This is a genomic window from Maritimibacter alkaliphilus HTCC2654 (assembly GCF_000152805.1).
In the GTDB taxonomy this organism is placed as follows: Bacteria; Pseudomonadota; Alphaproteobacteria; order Rhodobacterales; family Rhodobacteraceae; genus Maritimibacter; species Maritimibacter alkaliphilus.
The window spans coordinates 2,112,257-2,130,980 of sequence record NZ_CH902578.1 but is presented as its reverse complement, the minus strand read 5'-3'; the positions used below and the strand labels follow the sequence as shown (position 1 = coordinate 2,130,980).

The window sequence follows — 18,724 nt, the reverse complement described above, 5'->3', positions numbered from 1 at the left end:
AGAAAGAGAAGCCCCGCAGAGTAGCAGATCTGCGGGGCCGTTTTTTCGGTGATAACACTGAAAACACTTTCCGATTGCTTCAGTGAATACCACGTTTCTTGATTTTCCTTAAATGCGCGCCCGCCAATATGGTCAAAGCGCGTTCAGCAGCGCCGCCGTCGGCCAAGCATCCGCCGGAAGGCCGAGCCGCACCTGTTCGGCCTGAACCGCCGCGCGGGTGCCGGAACCCAGAATGCCGTCGATCTTGCCCACGTCGTGACCGCGCGCCTGCAATTTCTGCTGAAGCGCCTTCATCTGGCCGCTCGAAAGGCCCGGTTCGGGGTTGCCCGCGTCATAGACCGGGGCGCCTTCAAGCCGGGTGGCGAAATAGGCGGCGGTGAGGACGTAGGTGAAGCTCTGGTTCCACTCGAAATAGACGTCGAAGTTGGGATAGGCGATAAAGGCCGGCCCCTTGCGCCCCTGCGGCAGGATGATCTTTCCGGGCAGGTTGGTCGCAAGCTGACCGTTGCGGGCCTGCACGCCCATCTGCTGCCACTGGCTCGTGGGCAGGCTGTTGTCGGTGCCGGTCTTGGACCAGTCGAGGTTGTCGGGCACGATGACCTCTTGCAACCAGGGCTCGTTGGGGCGCCAGCCGAGGTTCGACAGCATGTGACCGCCGGACATGAGCGCGTCGGGGGCCGAGGTTTTCAGCCGGACATGCCCGTCGCCGTCACCATCCACGCCAGCCTCGATGATGTCGGCGGGAAGCATCTGGACCATGCCGATCTCGCCCGCCCAAGCGCCGGTGGTGCCCGTGGGGGAAAAGTCGCCATGCGTGTATAGCTCGAGTGCGGCCAAGACCTGCGGCTGGAACAGACCGGGCCGGCGGCAGTCGTGGCTGAGGGTCATCAGCGAGTTGAGCGTGTTGAAGTCGCCCTGAAAGCCGCCGAAATCGGTCTCGAACGCCCAGAAGGCGGTCAGCACCCCCCGGCTCACGCCATACCGGCTTTCGATCTGGTCGAAGATCGCATCGTAACGCTGCATGTTCGCCTGACCGTTCTGCATCCGGTTGGCGGAGATCAGCGAGCGCGAGAAGTCGATGAAGGTCTTCTGGAAAAAGCCCTGCCCGCGATCCGCGTTCAGCGTCGCGCCGTCCTGACGGGCCGAGGCGAAGAACTGGTCGACGGTGCCGCGGTCATACCCCCGGCTGACCGCCAGCTCTTTCATCCGGCCCACGAAGTCCGACCACGATCCGCCGCATTGGATCAGCGGGGCGGGGATCGCCTGCGCGGATGCGCTGACGGGAAGAGAAAGCGCAAGGGCTGCGGCGGCGAGAAAGGTCTTCATTCGAAACTCCGGAATCTTGGTCTCTGCGACCCTAGCAAACCGGGCTCACCAGACAACCGCGATGATGAACACGAGAACGAGAAGGGCGACCCATGCGCGCCAGAGCACCGACACGGCGCGGTCGATCTCGGGCGCGCCGATGTCGCGTTCGCCGTGTTCGTTGACGAAGGGAAAATCGCGCCGCTCGCCCTCGTAGCTGCGCGGCCCGGACAGCGCCACATCAAGGCTCACGGCCATCGCGGCCTCGGGCCAGCCCGCGTTGGGCGAGCGGTGCAGGGGCGCATCGGCGGCGATGGTGGCCCAGCCGCCGGGGCGGTGATTGATGAGGAAGATGAGACCAGCGGAAATCCGCGCGGGAATCCAGTTCAGCACGTCGTCCAGCCGCGCGGCGGCCTTGCCGAATTGTTCATGCCGGGGGGTGCGGTAGCCGATCATGCTGTCGGCGGTGTTCACCATCTTGTAGGCCAACAGGCCGGGAAGGCCCGCGACGAGGAACCAGAAGGCAGGGGCCACGACCCCGTCAGAGAAATTCTCGGCCCCGCTTTCGATCGCGGCGCGGGCGACATCGGCATCGTCCATGTCCGTGATGTCGCGGCCCACGATCTGCGCCACGGCGCGTTTGCCGTCACCCAGCGACCGGGTGAGGGCGTCGGCCACCGCCTCGACATGATCGACGAGCGAGCGGTGGGCGAGGAGGATCGCGGCGACGAGCGCCTCGACCAGCCAGCCGATCTGGCCGAGCATCCAGCCCAGCGTGGCGGCGAGGCTCGCGAGCGCCGCGATGGTGACCGCGCCGGTCATCAGGCGTCCCTTGCCCGCGTTCAGCTTGTCGTCGCACCAGCCGACCGCGCGGCCCATGAGCACGGCAGGATGCGGAACGCGCCCCCAGATCTCCTCCGGCTCGCCCGCTACGGCGTCGATCAGCAGCGCGAGGATGAGGACGGCGGCGAAGCTCACAACGCGGCCTCCAGCCGGTCCCAGCCGTGTTCGGGGGGAAGGCCCAAGCGCATCCACCGGGGTTCGTAGGGAAACACGCGGGTCCAGACGTGGGATTTGGTGAGCCGGTCCTGCCATGCTGCGCCTTCGCCCACATCGTAGAGCCGGAAAAGCGCGGTGCCGCCCACGACCTCGGCCCCCTTGGCCTGCATCATGGCGTCGAGGCGGGCGACGTCGACGTGAAGCCGCTGGCGCGTGTGGTTGGCCCAGTCCATGTCTTCGAGTGCGGCGCGGCCAGCGATCAGCGCCGGGCCCGAGACGGGCCACGGGCCGAGCATGTCGCGCAGGCGGTCGATCAACGCCGGGTCGCCGATGACGAACCCCAACCGCAGACCGGCGAGACCCCAGAATTTCCCGAGCGATTTCAGGATGAGGGTGCCGGGTTCGGTGGCCTTGCCGCGCACGTGGGTGTTGCCCAGTGCGATGTCGCAGAAGCTTTCATCGATCACGGTGAGGGTGCGGGGGTCGGGGTCGTCACCGCTCCACAGCATTCCCGTCGGGTTGTTCGGATGGACGACGACGCGGGCCTCGGCGGGGCCGGAGCGCACAACCTCCCACCCTGCGATGTCGAACGCGGCGGCGTGTTCGTTGTAGGTGCGTTCCGCGATCTGCACCCGCGCCTCGGGCGCCAGTGCCGGGATGCGCGCGATCAGGGCGGAGGCGCCGGGGGCGGCCAGAACGGCGGCACCGGCCGGGACCATCCAGAAGTCGCGCGCGGCGGCTTCCAGCGCGTCCATCGCGGCACGGTCGGGCAGGGCCTGCCAGGCCTCGGCGGGGATGGGGGGGAGCGGGTAGGGCCGGGGGTTGATGCCGGTCGACAGGTCGATCCAATCGGCGCGGGTGCCGCCGAAACGGGCAATGGCGGCATCGAGACCGCCGCCGTGATCGCGCGGCGTGGTCATTCGCCCTCGGGCAGAGGGGGATGGCGGGTGACGAAGTGCCCCTTCACCGCGACCGGCCATGTCCGATAGGGCACCTGCCCGGTTTCGCTTTCCGAATGCAGAACGGCCCAGTCCACGATGCCCTGCGCCGCCTCGCCCGTAGGCTCGAACCGCCCGAGCGTGTAGTTCAGCTTCCCTGCGGCCTGCACCGCGACGTTGCAGGAGTGATCGCATCCCATCAGGCAACTCGTGCGCCGAACGCGCAGCGCGGTGCCGCGGGCGGCGGCTTCGACCAGTTCGGAAAGCGCCTGCCCGTCGGTGCGCTCGACCCCCTTCGCGGCCCAGTCGTCGCGTTTGCAGGTGTCGCAGATGGTGATCCAGGTCGGTGTCATGGCGGTCCTTTCGCGCCCCGCATGAAACCCAAATCGGCCCCGAAAGCAATGGGATCGGGCCGTTATCCAAGTTTATCGGGTCAGGTTTCCAAACCCGTAGGGAAACGTTAATTTCCCGTGGTGATGCGCATGGTGTAGAGTGAGGTTACACACGCAACCGGAAAGCGAGTGAAGCCGAGTGATTCTTTGGATGTCCTGATCGTAGAAACGGATCCGGATCTTGGACGCCTTTGGCAAAGGCATCTGGAACGGGAAGGGGCGAGGGTGACCTTGACCCAGACGGCCGAGGCCGGATTCGACCGCCTGCGCGAAGGGCATGTCGACATGATCGTCGCGGACCTCGACCTGCCGGGGTCGGGCGCGATGGCCGTGGCGGATTACGCCGCTTACCGGCATCCGGCCGCCAAGGTCGTGTTCGTCACCGCGTCGTCCTTTTTCTCGGACGGGCTGGTGTTTTCGATGAGCCCCAATGCCTGCGCCTTCCTGCCGTCCAAGACCCCGCCCGAGGACCTTGCGACCATCGTGTCACATCACGGCGACAGGGTGGCCAAGCACTGACACGACAATTGGCGGATCGCCCGCGCGCCGCTACGCTCGCCCCCGTGAACGGAGGAGAGTTTCATGTTGTTCTGGATTTTCGCCGCGCTGATCCTGCACGCGGTCTATGTCTTCACCCCGACGATGCTGTTTTTCCCGACCGAAGGCGTGTCGCGCCATATGGGCGGGCGGGACGATCTGCCCGAGCCGTCGCCGGTGACGGGCCGCGCGCGCCGCGCCCTTGCCAACTGGCAGGAAAGCCTGCCGGTCTTCATCGTGCTGGCCTTGCTCGCGGTGGTGCTGGAGGCCGACGCCACGTTGGGCGCGGCGATTTTCGTGCTGGCGCGGGTGGCCTATCTGCCGCTCTACATGGTCGCGATCCCCGGCCTGCGCACGCTGGCTTGGGTGGTGGCGGTCGTCGGACTTTTGATGATGGCTTTCGCGCTGGTCTGAGGTTTCGGGGCAGCGAGCTGCCCCGACCCGTCTGAGGGGCCAGCCCCTCCAGACCTCCCCGAGGTATTTGTAGACCGAAGAAGGGGTCAGGGGCGTGACATCTTCCATGCGTCGCGCACGCCGGGTGAGGCCGCGATGGCGGCCATCATCGTGTCGAGCTGGTCGGTGGTGCCGTAATCCTCGAACAGCGCCCGGTTCGAATTCAGGATCGCCGCAAGAGCCTTGTCGCGAAGTCCCGCCGTCAGCCCTTCCTCGATCGCGCGCGAGTCGGGCGTTCGCGTCACATGAAAGGCGAAGGTCGTGTTATGGGCATGGGCGAGCGGGGTGACCAGTCGCGCATGAGCAGCATCTGGGCCATCACCCACGGCTCGCGCCAGTGCAGCGCGCCGCAGTGCACGACGATGGCGCCGGGCTGGAGCGCCGGGTAGAATGTGCGGGCGATAGCGTCGAGCGTCGCGGTCGATTTGGAGGCGTCCACCACGAGGATTTCGATGGGTTCATCCGGCCAGACCGTGTCTTTCAGGTCTTCCTTGTGAAGCGAGATGCGATCCAGCCACGGGGAGAGGAGCGCCGTCGCCGCCGGAAGCAGGTCTTCGCCCTCGAAACGGGCGACCCCGGCGGGGTAGAGAAACCGGCGCTTCGTCGCCTCGTCCGCGCCGAACCGGTCGTAGGCGTGGATGGGCGCACCATGCCCGGCCTCCCGCTGACCTTCGGCCAGCCGCGCGGTCGACCCGCCCGCGAAACAGCCCAGATCGACGACCGCGCCGGACCCTTGCGCCCATGCGGCGGTGAGCCAGTAGAGCAGAAGTTCCTCTTCATGGGCAAGCATGGTCGGGACCGCTCTGGCCGGACCGAGCCGGTCGGGCCCGCCCGCCAGCCACGGGCTTTCGTCGAAAACGGACGTGTCGCGCAATGTCATGGACTGCGATTAGCACGGCGCCCATGACCCGCCAAGCCGGGCGCGAATTGCCCTTGAAACGGGCGGCGGGCTGTCGTATCTCCCAGCCCGGTCCTAGGGGTATAGCTCAGCTGGTAGAGCGACGGTCTCCAAAACCGTAGGTCGCGGGTTCGAACCCTGCTGCCCCTGCCACCACCTTCCGCAAAGCATTGAATTGCTACGGTTTGCCGCATCGGTCGCACCGATTCCCCCGCATTTTCCCCGTATCGGCCCCAATCACGCCCGATTTCGCCTGTTGTCTTGTGCGTGGCGAGTTTGCTTCGGGGTTCTGGCGTGCAAAGGCTGATCATCCTCTTTTTCCTGCTGCCGTGGTGGGCCTATGTCCCGATCGCGGGCGGCGTGGCGTATCTGGGGAACGAGGTCTACAAGCACGAACTCGAGACCGAAGCCGAGCGTGAGGCCGCGCTGGACCTTGGCGCGCCGTTTCCCATCGATCTGTCGCTATTCGACGAGGACGTGCATATCGGGCCTGCCGGTGAAGTGAACGTGCTGGGCTGGATCAACACCGACTACAACTACACGCTGACCAAGCGCACGAACGGGGTGAAGACCTCGGAGCGGTATCTCTACATGGTGTTCGGCATGGGTGACGATCCGTCGTCGCGGACCGTGCGCGCGGCGATCGTGCTCACCGAGCGCGACAAGGATTACTTCGTCGATCACATCGAAGATTACATCGTGTCCTACCAGAAGGACGAGCCCCTGTTCCGGCTGGGCGGGTTCGCCTCCGGGTATGATTCCATGTCCTCGATGGTTTCGGATGCCATCGAAGAACAGGGTCTGCGAAAGGCGGACGACTTCTTTTACCTCGAACCCTTTCTTGCGGGGCGGGAAGCGGCTTTGGCCGCGCAGGGCGCGCCGGAACTTGCCCGCAAGCAGTTCTGGGCCGCCGCGCTGGCCATCGCCCTGTTGGGTCTGGCCAAGCGCGTCTTCGGCTGGGGGCGCAAGCCGAGCGAGGCGTCCCGCGCCATCGACCCGCGCAAGGCCGTGCAGGTGCAGCCGCCGGCCGGGGCGAACAAGGCGCATGACTACGATTACACGTTCAAGGCCAAGCGCCGCGACGTCGAACTGTCGAAGGACATTTCACCCGACAGCCCGCTTGGGCGGCTGGCGACCCGTGGCGCGCCGGTCCAGTCGAAGGGCGACGCGGCGGAGGGGGCCGAAGCCGCGCCGGAACGCGTGCTGACGGGCGAGGCCGAGGCGGCGGTCGCCGCGCATTTTGCGCTGAAGGGACATTTCAGGAAAACGCTCGTCCGGCTCGTGCTTCTCGCCGTCGCGGCGGGTTCGGGCGTGTGGGTGGTGGCTCAGAAATATGGGCAGGACTTCGCGGTGCTCGCGGCGCTCCTCGGATCCGCCCTGCTCGCGCTGTTCGCCATCGGGGCGGTCTTCGCGTTTTTCGTCCGGATCGGTTCACGTCAGAAAGCGATGCGGGCCGCCGGGTTGTCGATGAATGATCTGCGCGCGATTCTGCGCGGTGACAGATCGGTCGGCACGACCGTGGAGAGCGCCGAACCCGAACCGGCGATGGCGACCGCGGCGGATGAGCCGGAGTCCGAAGACGCGCCCGCGCGCCCAAAGACTGCGCGCAGGGGCGCAGGGGCACGGGCGCTTTTCGGCCTTGCAGCCCTGCTCGCCGTGATCGGTTACCTGAACTCGAAGGGCACGGCCCTGGTGAGCCTGCCGATCAACGGTTTCGATCCGTTCGCCCAACCGATGCCCCTGTTCGCCGTCGCCGGTTTTCTCATGGCGCTTTCGGTCCTGAGCGGGCTGGGCGCGTCGCGAAATGCAAAAGGCGAAACGCCACAGATCATCCCGCGTGCCGCGGACCCGGCGACAGGGGCCACGCCCCAGCCTGTGCAGAAGGCAGCCGAGCGCCTGTCGGGCAGCCGCGCATGGGTGAAGTCGGCGGGGCGCGGCAAGCCGTCAACCCCGACGGCGGTCAACGCGGACATGCGCGACCGGATGAAAGCGGACCCGTTCGACCGTTTCGCGGAACAGGCGCGCGCGCTGAGATAAGGGCGAAGGGCGCGAACATGCGGATGCGGGTTGAAAACCCGCGCCCGGTGGCGTATCTGCCCCTCGTTCACGAGAAGGCACGATCATGGCAAGAACCAACCCGTTCCAGTTCATTCAGCAGGTCCGTTCCGAGGTGTCGAAAGTCACCTGGCCGACCCGCCGCGAAGTCATGCTGACCTCGGGCATGGTCATCGCGCTGACCGCGCTCGTCGCCGTGTTTTTCTCGCTCGTCGACCTTGCGATCCGCTCGGGTCTGACCGGGCTTCTGTCCTTCCTCGGCTGACACGTCCCCCGGCATTTCGCGGGATCGGGCCTTGGCGCGCCGAGGCTTGAAAATCCGGCGAGAGGGGGGTATCTGACCCACCATTCCCCATGAGGCGTGCAATGATTCGAGTTGCACGCCCGTTTTTTAAGTCCGGGGCAAAAGTTGAAAAAGGCGGCTCACGTCGCCCGCAGGAACAGGACAAGCACGATGGCGAAACGGTGGTATTCGGTGAGCGTTCTCTCGAACTTCGAGAAGAAGATCGCCGAGCAGATCAAGACCTCCGTGGCGGAAGCCGGGCTGGAAGACGAAATCGACGAAGTGCTCGTTCCGACCGAAGAAGTCATCGAAGTGCGCCGCGGCAAGAAGGTCACGACCGAGCGCCGCTTTATGCCCGGCTACGTGCTGGTCCACATGGAAATGTCGGACGAGGGCTATCACCTCGTGAACTCGATCAACCGCGTCACCGGGTTCCTCGGGCCGCAGGGCCGCCCGATGCCGATGCGCGATGCCGAGGTCGAAGCGATCCTGGGCCGCGTCGAGGAGGGCGTGGAAGCGCCGCGTACGCTCATCACCTTCGAGATCGGCGAAAAGGTCGCGGTCACCGACGGCCCGTTCGAGGGCTTCGACGGCATGGTCGAGGGCGTGGACGAGGACAACCAGCGCCTCAAGGTGTCGGTGTCGATCTTCGGTCGCGCCACTCCGGTCGAGCTGGAATACACGCAGGTGTCCAAGCAGGGCTGATCCCCTACCGGAATTTCGGGAAGGCGCCGCGACCCTGTGGCGCCTTTTGCATGTCTACCGTTCCATTGCGCCCTTGCCCGCAAAGATCTTGTCGCGGAACTTTTCGATCCGGGCAAAGCGGGTCTCGGGCTTCTTGGCCTGAGCCAAGTTGAAGGCATAGCTTTTCTGCCGCCCCGGCGTGAGGGCGAAGAAGGCTTCGGCAAGCTCGGGGTCGCCGTCCAGCGCCTCGACCAGTTCGTCCGGCATCTCGATCTCGCGCTCGACCTTGGGGGGCTTCACTCCGCGCTCGGCGTAATCCATCAGCTCGGCAAGGTAGGCGCGGATGATCGGCTCCATCTTCGCGGGGCCGTCGTTCGTGGTGAAGTAGAGCACGTTCTTCACGACCGAGTTCGGCCCGGCGGTTTCCAGCACCCCCTCGGGGTCTTTCAGAAAGCCGCCGTTCATGAAGGTGAAGCGGTAGTCGCCGCGAAACGCCCCCATCATCGCGATGTTTCGGTCCGCGTGCATGTAGACGGGATGCGCCCATTTCACGTGTTCGGACAGGCCCACGTCGAGACAGATCTGCCGTAGCTTGTTCTGGCCCTCTTTCCACTGCTGGATCGAGCAGTCCGGGGTGTCGAAGCGGTCGCAACGGCCGCAGCCACGGGTGAAGTAGTCTTCGATGTCGGTAATCATCGCCATCAGTCGCGGGTCTCCATCAGGCAGAAGCCATTGCCGAACGGGTCGGCGCAAAAGGCGGTCTTGGGGCGGTTCTCCATGTCGAAGACCTGTTCGACGGTGCCGCCCGCGGCTGTCAGACGGTCGAGCGTGGCGTCGAAATCATCGACCTCGATGTCCATATGAACGGGAGTCCAGTGGCGGGTGTAGTGACGGCGGTCGTCCGTTTCGGGCGCGGGCTCGGAGCCTTCGGGTTTCTGGATGATCCCGAATGCCTGTCCGCCGCTCCCGCGCAGGACCGCGTAGACGTCGATGGGCCGGGCGACTTCCTGCACGCCGAAGACATCGGTGTAGAACGCGATGCCTTTGGCAAGGTCGGGCACGTCGATGGAGACGGAATACTTCATGGCGGAACGCTAGCCTGCGCGGGGCCGGCCCAAAAGGGGGGAATCGCTTGCAATGTGTGCCCGAGTTGCGTATTGCCGCCCCGTTCAGGGACGCCCAAGGGTGAGCCCTGTCCTATTCGTGTGGGAGGCGAGGCGGTCGCGATCGTCGGACCTGACCACGGCAACATCAAGCTGAAGGGCGCGCCCTGAGGCTGTTGGAAGAAGGAGAGGCCGGATGGCCAAGAAGCTTGCTGGCAAGATGAAGCTGCAGATCCCTGCAGGTCAAGCCAACCCGTCGCCGCCCGTGGGCCCCGCCCTGGGTCAGCGCGGCATCAACATCATGGAATTCTGCAAGGCGTTCAACGCCAAGACGCAGGAGATGGAGCAGGGTGCCCCTTGCCCCACCGAGATCACCTACTATCAGGACAAGTCCTTCACGATGGACATCAAGACGCCGCCGGCGTCGTACTTCCTGAAGAAGGCCGCCAAGCTGAAGTCGGGCGCGAACAACCCGGGTCGTGAGACCGTGGGCACCGTGACCGCCGCTCAGGTCAAGGAAATCGCGGAAGCGAAAATGAAAGACCTGAACGCGAACGACGTCGAAGCTGCGATGCAGATCATCCTGGGTTCCGCCCGCTCCATGGGCATCGAGGTGAAGTAAGATGGCAAAGCTCGGAAAACGCACCGCCGCTGCCCGCGAAGCTTTCGCCGGCAAAGAGTTCGTCACCGTCGAGGAAGCCGTCGCGCTGGTGAAAGCCAACGCATCGGCCAAGTTCGACGAGTCGGTCGAGATCGCCATGAACCTCGGCGTCGACCCGCGTCACGCCGACCAGATGGTCCGTGGCAAGGTCAGCCTGCCGAACGGCACCGGCAAAGAGGTCCGCGTGGCCGTCTTCGCCCGTGGCGACAAGGCTGAGGAAGCCAAGGCCGCTGGCGCCGACATCGTGGGCGCCGAAGACCTGATGGAAACCGTGCAAGGCGGCAAGATCGACTTCGACCGCTGCATCGCCACCCCGGACATGATGCCCGTCGTCGGCCGTCTGGGTAAGGTTCTGGGTCCGCGCAACCTGATGCCGAACCCGAAGGTCGGCACCGTGACCATGGACATCAAGGAAGCCGTGGAAGCCGCCAAGGGCGGTGAGGTTCAGTTCAAGGTCGAGAAGGCGGGCATTGTCCACGCCGGGATCGGCAAAGCCTCGTTCGACGAAGGTAAGCTGGCCGAGAACGTCCGCGCTTTCGTGGACGCCGTGTCGAAAGCCAAGCCGGCCGGCGCGAAGGGGTCGTACCTGAAAAAGGTCTCGATCTCGTCGACGATGGGACCGGGCGTTTCGATCGACGTCGAGAACGCCACCGGCAACTGAGCCGACGGACAGACAGAATGACGAAGGGCGCCTTTCGGGGCGCCCTTTTTCGTGCAGTGGACGGACGCCCGGCTGCGACACCGCGCGTCAGGTCAAAAGCTCTCGCGGGAATGCCCTGCCGCTGGCCGCGTCGAGATGTTCGTGGTTTTCGTTCAGGAACCACAGCACGATGAACAACCTTGCCCCCTCGGCGCGCATCTGGGCGTGGAGCGACACATGCTCACATATCACCATGCCCTGACTGCCGCGGGACCGATAGGTTTTGCCGCGCAACGCCGCTGTGCGATACAGCCCCGCCCCGCCGAAGGCGGAGTCGACCTCGATCCACGGATAATCCGCGGGAATTCTGTATTGAAGCCGGTGGACATACCGGATTTTCAGCTCCTGCCGCGATCTGGGCGTCCGGTCGAACGGGTTGAGGCGGCTGAGAAGCTGTTTGAACCTCGGGCGTCCGGCGACTTGCTTCCACTCGTGGTTCAGTTTCGGCATGAAATTGTAGTCGCACCAGTTTCGCCGCCGTAGCGCGTAGATATCGAAATAGGCGTTGGGCTGGTTCGCGAACACCGCCTGCCAGTCGCCGTGCGCGTCATCCATCAGGCGATTGACGACGACCGGGTCCAGCGTGTTGTTCAACCCGTCCATGTCGAGGATCAGCGTGAAGTCGGGCACGGACGGGGATGCGAACAGGGCCTCCAGCGACGCCTGCCGCGCGACCGCAAGCCGATCCACCCGCTGCTCGTGTTCGGATGCCAGCCCGTCCATGTTGATGATGGTCAGCGGCAAAGGTCCTTGCCGGGCTTGATCGAGCACGGCATCGGTGCCGTCGTCGTTGTCGTTCGTGACGATGATGACGCGCTCGAGCGTGACGGTAGCGGCCAGCCGTTCCATCATCGCGAAGGCTCCGGGCAGGTGGGGCGCGGTGTTTCGGGCCAGACCGATGATGGCGAGGGTCTTGTCTGGTCCCGACATGCGGAAATGTCCTGTCTTTCAAATAGAGCGATCAAAAGGGGCCGAATGGAATGCGGCCCATGTTAGATGAGGCTGTCGTGACCTGTCCATCCAGAGGCCGGAAGCAGGCGCGGATCGCGCCGCCCACTATCGGCGGCATTCGCGAGATATGAAGACCTTGCGGTTCAGCCAACAAAAAAGGGCGCCTCGCGAGGCGCCCTTTTTTCGTGTCTGTCCGGCGGTATCAATATTCGTAGAAGCGCGTGGTTTCGCCGCCCGAATAGTCGGAGATGAAGTTTTTCCCGTAGGTGTTGGGGAAGGACGACATCTGGCCGGTGTCGTAGTCGCTCCGGTAACACGTCGCGCCGTCACAATCGAGATATCCGTTGGTCGGGGCGTCGATGTCCCATTCGTTTCCGGTGTTGCCCAGTCCCGCGACTTCGACTTCCGAGATTGCGGTGCTGGTCTTGTCGGCCAGAGCATTCGTGCCGCCCGATACGGACAACAGAACTGCGGTGCCGATGCCGACGATCGCGGCGGTGAGCACCACCCAGTCGACGGTCACGGCGCCGGAGGTATCCGACAGGAAATGGCCGAGCCGGCGCCGCTTGGCGGCCGGCATATTCTCAAGTTCGAAATCTGCGTTCATTCTGTCTGTCCCTTGCTATGCAGTGGTCGCATTAACCTTGATGCGATCTGAATGACCGTAATTTGCGGTCGAGATATAACTTTCCTGTGGTGCCTCGGGGGTGTTTTCACGGCGGATTTCAGCGGCGCCCGTGGTGCCGACAAGGCGCGGGAATGGCGGGATTGTGTATCTCGATGCGCGGGCGCCGTGTCTCGCGGTCAAGACGGTGCCTCGATGAGTGACGGGTTCACGACTGCGCGCCGAGCCGGAGGCGGCGCGGCACCGCCTTTTCGCGGGGTGTCGACAGTGCCGGGGTGCGCCACCCGACCGATGACGGGGGAAACGCGGGCGGGGCAGGGGCATCCGCCCGCCTGCGAAATATGGTCTTTCCGCGTGCAAAGAGGCCACGCTCAACCGGGGCGGGCACAAATGTCTCGCCGTGTGCGATGTGGCATGTTATACTTATTGTGCATTCGAGGGGACCGGGACGCGCGTGATGGCCTATCACGCGCTCGTGGCAATTTCCCCCTTTCCTTTTCACCGAATCCGCTCTACACCCCGCCGGGTCTGACGCCCTGACTCTGTCCGTGCGTCCGACGATTCGTCCGAGAAGGTGGGTGGAGCAATCCATAAATCCTGCCTGAGACGGGAAAGAACCAGATTTCTTCGGGCCGCCTTTCGGGGTGCCTCGGGTGATCTTGGACGGACCCGTAAGGACCCGACCATCGGGTGCCTGCACCCGGTGTAAATAGAGCCGGAGGGGTCGCACCCTCCATACTTGGAGTGAAACTGTGGATAGAGCCCAGAAAGAGAAAGTGGTCGAGGAACTCGGCCAGATCTTCGAAAGCTCTGGCGTCGTTGTGGTTGCCCACTACGAAGGTCTCACGGTTGCTGAGATGCAGGACCTCCGCGCACAAATGCGTGACGTGGGTGGTTCGGTGCGTGTCGCCAAGAACAGGCTCGCCAAGATCGCTCTGGAAGGCAAACCGGCGGCTTCGATCGCCCAGTACCTGACAGGCATGACTGTCCTCGCCTATTCCGAAGACCCCGTGGCTGCGGCCAAGGTCATGGATAAGTACGCCAAGGATAACGAGAAGCTCGTGATCCTCGGTGGTGCTATGGGTGAGGAAGCACTCGACACCGCTGGTGTCGGCCGTGTCGCCAAGATGCCGTCGCGTGAAGAGCTTCTCGCTCAGATCGCATCGTGCATTGGCGCGCCCGCGTCGAACATCGCCGGTGCCATTGGCGCTCCTGCTTCGAACATCGCATCCATCCTTTCCACCATCGAGGAAAAGGCTGCGTAAGCAATCTGAGGCCGACGTAGCGTTGCAATCGCTCACGTTGGAACACATCTGAAAGAACGGAAACAGTACTATGGCTGATCTGAAGAAACTTGCTGAAGAGATCGTGGGTCTGACCCTTCTCGAAGCTCAGGAACTCAAAGAGATCCTCAAAGAAGAATACGGCATCGAGCCCGCTGCTGGCGGCGCTGTCATGATGGCCGGCCCTGCTGGTGGCGACGCCGGTGCAGCTGCTGAAGAGAAGACCGAATTCGACGTCGTTCTCAAGTCGGCTGGTGGCAACAAAATCGCCGTCATCAAAGAAGTTCGCGGCATCACCGGTCTTGGCCTGAAAGAAGCCAAAGACCTGGTCGAAGCCGGCGGCAAGATCAAAGAAGGTGTCGACAAGGCGGAAGCCGAAGACATCAAAGGCAAGCTGGAAGCGGCAGGCGCCGAAGTCGAGCTGGCCTAAGGGCGAGGTGGGTTCGCACCCACCTTACGATATCGAGGCTGGGTCCGGAGAAATCCGGGTCCAGCCGAACCTGTCTTGGCGAGGGCCATTCGCGAAGCATCCGCTTCGGTGACCTTCCCCAAGGCGCGGTTCAAGGATCGGGCGGAAACCTGTGGGAAGGTTTCCAGGTATGGATCCGAACCCCCGTTTCGAACGGCGTGCAGGCCGGTGCCCCGGCGGCCCCGCGCGTCAGTGAGAAAGCAACAAAGGTGTCCACCTTATGGCGCAGTCCTACCTCGGCCAGAAACGTCTTCGTAAATACTACGGCAAAATCCGCGAAGTGCTGGAGATGCCGAACCTGATCGAAGTCCAGAAGGCCTCTTACGATCTTTTCCTCAACTCCGGCGACCAGCCCGAGCCCGCTGACGGCGAAGGCATCAAAGGCGTGTTCCAGTCGGTCTTCCCGATTTCGGACTTCAACGAGACCGCGACGCTGGAATTCGTCCGCTACGAGCTCGAGCATCCCAAGTACGACGTAGAAGAGTGCCAGCAGCGCGACATGACCTATTCGGCGCCGCTGAAGGTCACCCTGCGCCTCATCGTGTTCGATGTGGACGAGGATACCGGCGCCAAGTCGGTGAAGGACATCAAGGAACAAGACGTGTTCATGGGTGACATGCCGCTCATGACCCCGAACGGGACGTTCATCGTGAACGGCACCGAGCGCGTCATCGTCAGCCAGATGCACCGTTCGCCGGGCGTCTTCTTCGACCACGACAAAGGCAAGACCCACAGCTCGGGCAAGCTGCTCTTCGCCTGCCGCATCATTCCCTACCGCGGCTCGTGGCTCGACTTCGAATTCGACGCCAAAGACATCGTCTTCGCGCGCATCGACCGCCGCCGGAAACTTCCGGTGACGACCCTGCTCTATGCTCTCGGGCTGGATCAGGAAGGCATCATGGATGCCTATTACAACACGGTCGACTACACCCTTGAGAAAAACAAGGGCTGGGTCACCAAGTTCTTCCCCGAGCGTATTCGCGGCACCCGTCCGAACATGGACATCGTCGACGCGGATTCGGGCGAGATCCTGTTCGAGGCCGGCAAGAAGGTCACGCCGCGCGCGGTCAAGAAACTGATCGACGAAGGCACGGTGAAGAACATCCTCGTGCCGTTCGACAACATCGTCGGCCGCTATGTCGCCAAGGACATCATCAACGAGGAAACCGGCGCGATCTACGTCGAGGCCGGTGACGAGCTGACGCTGGAGTACGACAAGGACGGCGATCTGATCGGCGGTTCGGCGAAAGAGCTGATCGACGCGGGCATCACCGACATTCCGGTGCTCGACATCGATAACGTCAACGTCGGCCCCTACATCCGCAACACCGTGGCCGCGGACAAGAACATGAACCGCGACACCGCGCTCATGGACATCTACCGCGTCATGCGTCCGGGCGAGCCGCCCACCGTCGAAGCCGCATCGACCCTGTTCGACCAGCTGTTCTTCGACAGCGAGCGTTACGACCTGTCCGCCGTGGGCCGGGTGAAGATGAACATGCGTCTGAACCTCGACGCCGAGGACACCCAGCGCACCCTGCGCCGCGAAGACATCATCGCCTGTATCAAGGCGCTGGTGGAATTGCGTGACGGGCGTGGCGAAGTCGACGACATCGACCACCTCGGCAACCGCCGTGTGCGGTCGGTCGGCGAGCTGATGGAAAACCAGTACCGCGTCGGCCTGCTCCGCATGGAGCGCGCGATCAAGGAGCGTATGTCGTCGGTCGAGATCGACACGGTGATGCCGCAAGACCTCATCAACGCGAAGCCGGCCGCCGCTGCCGTGCGCGAGTTCTTCGGCTCCTCGCAGCTCTCGCAGTTCATGGACCAGACCAACCCGCTGTCGGAAGTCACGCACAAGCGTCGTCTCTCCGCGCTCGGGCCGGGCGGTCTGACCCGCGAACGTGCAGGCTTCGAAGTGCGCGACGTGCACCCGACCCACTATGGCCGGATGTGCCCGATTGAAACGCCGGAAGGCCCGAACATCGGCCTTATCAACTCGCTGGCCACCTTCGCCCGCGTGAACAAGTACGGTTTCATCGAAACCCCCTACCGCGTCGTCAAGGGCGGGCAGGTGACCGATGAAGTCCACTACATGTCCGCGACCGAGGAAATGCGTCACACCGTGGCGCAGGCGAACGCATCGCTCGACGAGAGCGGCAAGTTCGTGAACGAGATGGTCAACACCCGCCAGTCGGGCGAATACACCCTCGCGCCGGTCGACAGCGTCGACCTGATCGACGTGTCGCCCAAGCAGCTGGTCTCGGTCGCCGCCTCGCTCATCCCGTTCCTCGAAAACGACGACGCCAACCGCGCGCTCATGGGGTCGAACATGCAACGTCAGGCGGTTCCGCTTCTGCGGGCCGAGGCGCCGCTGGTCGGCACCGGCATCGAGGGCAAGGTCGCCGTCGACTCGGGCGCTGCCATTCAGGCGCGTCGCGCCGGCGTGATCGACCAGGTGGACGCCACGCGTATCGTCGTGCGTGCCACCGCCGATCTGGAGCCGGGCGATCCGGGCGTCGACATCTACCGTCTGCGCAAGTTCCAGCGGTCGAACCAGAACACCGCCATCAACCAGCGTCCGCTGGTGAAGGTGGGTCAGGACGTCGAGAAGGGCGAAGTCATCGCGGACGGTCCGTCCACGGATATGGGGGAACTGGCGCTCGGCAAGAACGTCGTCGTCGCCTTCATGCCCTGGAACGGCTACAACTACGAAGACTCGATCCTGATCTCCGAGCGGATCGCGCAGGACGACGTGTTCACCTCGATCCACATCGAGGAATTCGAAGTCGCTGCCCGTGACACCAAGCTCGGCCCGGAAGAGATCACCCGCGACATCCCGAACGTCGGCGAGGAAGCTCTGCGCAATCTCGACGAAGCCGGTATCGTCTACATCGGTGCGGACGTTGAGCCGGGCGACATTCTCGTCGGTAAGATCACGCCGAAGGGCGAAAGCCCGATGACGCCGGAAGAAAAGCTTCTGCGCGCCATCTTCGGTGAAAAAGCGTCCGACGTGCGTGACACGTCGCTGCGGGTCAAGCCGGGCGACTACGGCACGGTCGTCGAGGTGCGCGTCTTCAACCGTCACGGCGTCGAGAAAGACGAGCGTGCGCTTCAGATCGAGCGTGAGGAAGTCGAACGTCTGGCCCGTGACCGGGACGACGAACTCGCCATCCTCGACCGCAACATCTATGCGCGTCTGCGTGACATGATCGAAGGCAAGACCGCCGTGAAGGGGCCGAAAGGCGTCAAATCGGGGTCGGTCATCGACGAGGCGCTGCTGGGTGAACTCAGCCGTGGCCAGTGGTGGCAGCTTGCCCTCGAGGACGAAGCCGACGCCCAGATGGTCGAAGCTCTGAACGCGCAGTACGAGGCACAGAAACGTGCGCTCGAGCACCGCTTCGAAGACAAGGTCGAGAAAGTGCGTCGTGGCGACGATCTGCCCCCGGGCGTGATGAAGATGGTCAAAGTCTTCATCGCCGTGAAGCGCAAGCTTCAGCCGGGCGACAAGATGGCCGGTCGTCACGGGAACAAGGGTGTCATTTCGCGGGTCGTCCCGATGGAAGACATGCCGTTCCTCGCAGACGGCACGCCGGTCGACTTCTGCCTCAACCCGCTGGGCGTGCCGTCGCGCATGAACGTCGGGCAGATCCTTGAAACCCATATGGGTTGGGCCGCACGCGGTCTGGGTCTGAACATCGACGAGGCTCTGGGCGAATACAAACGCTCGGGCGATCTGACCCCGGTTCGGGATGCGATGAAGCATGCCTACGGCGAAGACGTCTATGCGGAAGGCATCGAAGGCATGGACGAAGAACGCCTGATCGAGGCGGCTTCCAACGTCACGCGCGGTGTGCCGATCGCAACGCCGGTCTTCGACGGTGCGAAAGAGCCGGAAGTGAACGACGCCCTCACGCGGGCCGGGTTCGACACTTCGGGTCAGTCGGTGCTGTTCGACGGCCGCACGGGCGAGCAATTCGCGCGTAAGGTCACCGTCGGCGTCAAGTACCTGCTGAAGCTCCATCACCTTGTCGACGACAAGATCCACGCCCGTTCGACCGGGCCCTACTCGCTCGTCACCCAGCAGCCGCTCGGTGGTAAGGCGCAGTTCGGCGGTCAGCGTTTCGGGGAGATGGAAGTCTGGGCGCTCGAAGCCTACGGCGCGGCCTACACGTTGCAGGAGATGCTCACCGTCAAGTCGGACGACGTGGCAGGCCGGACCAAGGTCTACGAGTCGATCGTCAAGGGCGAGGACAACTTCGAAGCGGGCGTGCCCGAGTCGTTCAACGTGCTCGTGAAGGAAGTCCGGGGTCTCGGCCTCAACATGGAACTCCTGGATTCGGAAGGGGAGCCGGATGAGTGAGGCCCTGAGCCTCACCCCATCCCCC

General features: G+C 64.0%; 20 protein-coding genes and 1 tRNA gene. 11 read left to right on the top strand and 10 right to left on the bottom strand.

The annotated features are described in order from the left end of the window. Positions 1-132: 132 nt before the first annotated feature. Genes RB2654_RS11500 through RB2654_RS11485 form a run of 4 tightly spaced genes read right to left on the bottom strand, consistent with a single transcriptional unit; the run spans position 133 to position 3,595 of the window. A complete protein-coding gene (locus tag RB2654_RS11500) occupies positions 133-1,326 on the bottom strand; it encodes a lytic murein transglycosylase (RefSeq protein ID WP_008331658.1) in 1,194 nt (397 codons plus the stop codon). Between the two features lie 45 nt (positions 1,327-1,371). Beyond that, positions 1,372-2,283, bottom strand: a complete 912-nt coding sequence (cbiB, locus tag RB2654_RS11495) for an adenosylcobinamide-phosphate synthase CbiB (protein ID WP_008331656.1) — start codon at positions 2,281-2,283, stop codon at positions 1,372-1,374. Then, complete coding sequence (locus RB2654_RS23890) at positions 2,280-3,224, bottom strand: threonine-phosphate decarboxylase (protein WP_008331655.1); 945 nt, start codon at positions 3,222-3,224, stop codon at positions 2,280-2,282. The genes cbiB and RB2654_RS23890 overlap by 4 nt, the downstream gene beginning before the upstream one ends. Continuing rightward, a complete protein-coding gene (locus RB2654_RS11485; protein ID WP_008331652.1) occupies positions 3,221-3,595 on the bottom strand; it encodes a DUF1636 family protein in 375 nt (124 codons plus the stop codon). Before RB2654_RS11485 ends, RB2654_RS23890 begins: the two co-directional genes overlap by 4 nt. A 168-nt stretch (positions 3,596-3,763) precedes the next feature. Between RB2654_RS11485 and RB2654_RS11480 the strand changes: the two genes are divergently transcribed. Together RB2654_RS11480 and RB2654_RS11475 are read left to right on the top strand one after the other, a co-directional pair. After that, positions 3,764-4,153 carry a response regulator gene (locus RB2654_RS11480; protein WP_328591404.1) on the top strand — a complete coding sequence of 130 codons (390 nt, stop codon included), beginning with the start codon at positions 3,764-3,766 and terminating at the stop codon, positions 4,151-4,153. Between the two features lie 63 nt (positions 4,154-4,216). Beyond that, entirely contained in the window at positions 4,217-4,585 is a 369-nt protein-coding gene (locus RB2654_RS11475) for an MAPEG family protein (protein WP_008331648.1), read from the top strand. A gap of 86 nt (positions 4,586-4,671) precedes the next feature. On the opposite strand, the gene RB2654_RS11470 is transcribed toward RB2654_RS11475, so the two are convergent. Further along, on the bottom strand, positions 4,672-4,869 hold the full coding sequence (locus tag RB2654_RS11470) for a hypothetical protein (protein ID WP_008331646.1): 198 nt from the start codon (positions 4,867-4,869) through the stop codon (positions 4,672-4,674). Next, positions 4,866-5,504 carry a class I SAM-dependent methyltransferase gene (locus RB2654_RS11465; protein WP_008331645.1) on the bottom strand — a complete coding sequence of 213 codons (639 nt, stop codon included), beginning with the start codon at positions 5,502-5,504 and terminating at the stop codon, positions 4,866-4,868. The genes RB2654_RS11470 and RB2654_RS11465 overlap by 4 nt, the downstream gene beginning before the upstream one ends. Positions 5,505-5,599: 95 nt before the next feature. Here RB2654_RS11465 and RB2654_RS11460 point away from each other — a divergent pair. The 4 genes from RB2654_RS11460 to nusG all read left to right on the top strand — a co-directional run bounded on the left by RB2654_RS11460 (position 5,600) and on the right by nusG (position 8,565). Then, positions 5,600-5,675 (top strand) — tRNA-Trp (locus tag RB2654_RS11460). A 141-nt stretch (positions 5,676-5,816) separates the two neighbouring features. Further along, entirely contained in the window at positions 5,817-7,559 is a 1,743-nt protein-coding gene (locus RB2654_RS11455; protein WP_008331643.1) for a hypothetical protein, read from the top strand. A gap of 85 nt (positions 7,560-7,644) precedes the next feature. Further along, positions 7,645-7,842 (top strand): preprotein translocase subunit SecE, encoded by a 198-nt coding sequence (gene secE / locus RB2654_RS11450; RefSeq protein ID WP_008331634.1) that lies wholly within the window; start codon positions 7,645-7,647, stop codon positions 7,840-7,842. 189 nt (positions 7,843-8,031) lie between these two features. After that, the gene (gene nusG / locus RB2654_RS11445) at positions 8,032-8,565 is read left to right on the top strand and encodes a transcription termination/antitermination protein NusG (RefSeq protein WP_008331633.1); all 534 of its coding nucleotides are present in this window, start codon (positions 8,032-8,034) and stop codon (positions 8,563-8,565) included. A gap of 54 nt (positions 8,566-8,619) precedes the next feature. On the opposite strand, the gene RB2654_RS11440 is transcribed toward nusG, so the two are convergent. Together RB2654_RS11440 and RB2654_RS11435 are read right to left on the bottom strand one after the other, a co-directional pair. Then, positions 8,620-9,246 carry a YdeI/OmpD-associated family protein gene (locus RB2654_RS11440; protein ID WP_008331631.1) on the bottom strand — a complete coding sequence of 209 codons (627 nt, stop codon included), beginning with the start codon at positions 9,244-9,246 and terminating at the stop codon, positions 8,620-8,622. Next, a complete protein-coding gene (locus RB2654_RS11435) occupies positions 9,246-9,629 on the bottom strand; it encodes a VOC family protein (protein ID WP_008331630.1) in 384 nt (127 codons plus the stop codon). Before RB2654_RS11435 ends, RB2654_RS11440 begins: the two co-directional genes overlap by 1 nt. Before the next feature lie 214 nt (positions 9,630-9,843). Between RB2654_RS11435 and rplK the strand changes: the two genes are divergently transcribed. Together rplK and rplA are read left to right on the top strand one after the other, a co-directional pair. Beyond that, on the top strand, positions 9,844-10,269 hold the full coding sequence (rplK, locus tag RB2654_RS11430) for a 50S ribosomal protein L11 (RefSeq protein WP_008331629.1): 426 nt from the start codon (positions 9,844-9,846) through the stop codon (positions 10,267-10,269). 1 nt (position 10,270) lies between these two features. Then, a complete protein-coding gene (gene rplA, locus RB2654_RS11425) occupies positions 10,271-10,969 on the top strand; it encodes a 50S ribosomal protein L1 (RefSeq protein WP_008331628.1) in 699 nt (232 codons plus the stop codon). Between the two features lie 87 nt (positions 10,970-11,056). Here the strand turns inward: rplA and RB2654_RS11420 are convergent, their stop codons facing one another. Both RB2654_RS11420 and RB2654_RS23695 read right to left on the bottom strand, forming a co-directional pair. Further along, positions 11,057-11,938 (bottom strand): hypothetical protein, encoded by an 882-nt coding sequence (locus RB2654_RS11420; RefSeq protein ID WP_008331627.1) that lies wholly within the window; start codon positions 11,936-11,938, stop codon positions 11,057-11,059. A gap of 223 nt (positions 11,939-12,161) precedes the next feature. Continuing rightward, entirely contained in the window at positions 12,162-12,566 is a 405-nt protein-coding gene (locus tag RB2654_RS23695; protein WP_008331626.1) for a hypothetical protein, read from the bottom strand. 770 nt (positions 12,567-13,336) lie between these two features. On the opposite strand from RB2654_RS23695, the gene rplJ reads away from it, so the two are divergent. The 3 genes from rplJ to rpoB all read left to right on the top strand — a co-directional run bounded on the left by rplJ (position 13,337) and on the right by rpoB (position 18,699). Beyond that, entirely contained in the window at positions 13,337-13,849 is a 513-nt protein-coding gene (rplJ, locus tag RB2654_RS11410; RefSeq protein ID WP_040884765.1) for a 50S ribosomal protein L10, read from the top strand. A 70-nt stretch (positions 13,850-13,919) separates the two neighbouring features. After that, positions 13,920-14,297: a 50S ribosomal protein L7/L12 gene (gene rplL / locus RB2654_RS11405; RefSeq protein WP_008331622.1), complete on the top strand. Its 378-nt coding sequence runs from the start codon at positions 13,920-13,922 to the stop codon at positions 14,295-14,297. Positions 14,298-14,556: 259 nt separating this feature from the next. Continuing rightward, positions 14,557-18,699 carry a DNA-directed RNA polymerase subunit beta gene (gene rpoB / locus RB2654_RS11400; protein WP_008331621.1) on the top strand — a complete coding sequence of 1,381 codons (4,143 nt, stop codon included), beginning with the start codon at positions 14,557-14,559 and terminating at the stop codon, positions 18,697-18,699. The last annotated feature ends 25 nt before the right edge of the window (positions 18,700-18,724 follow it).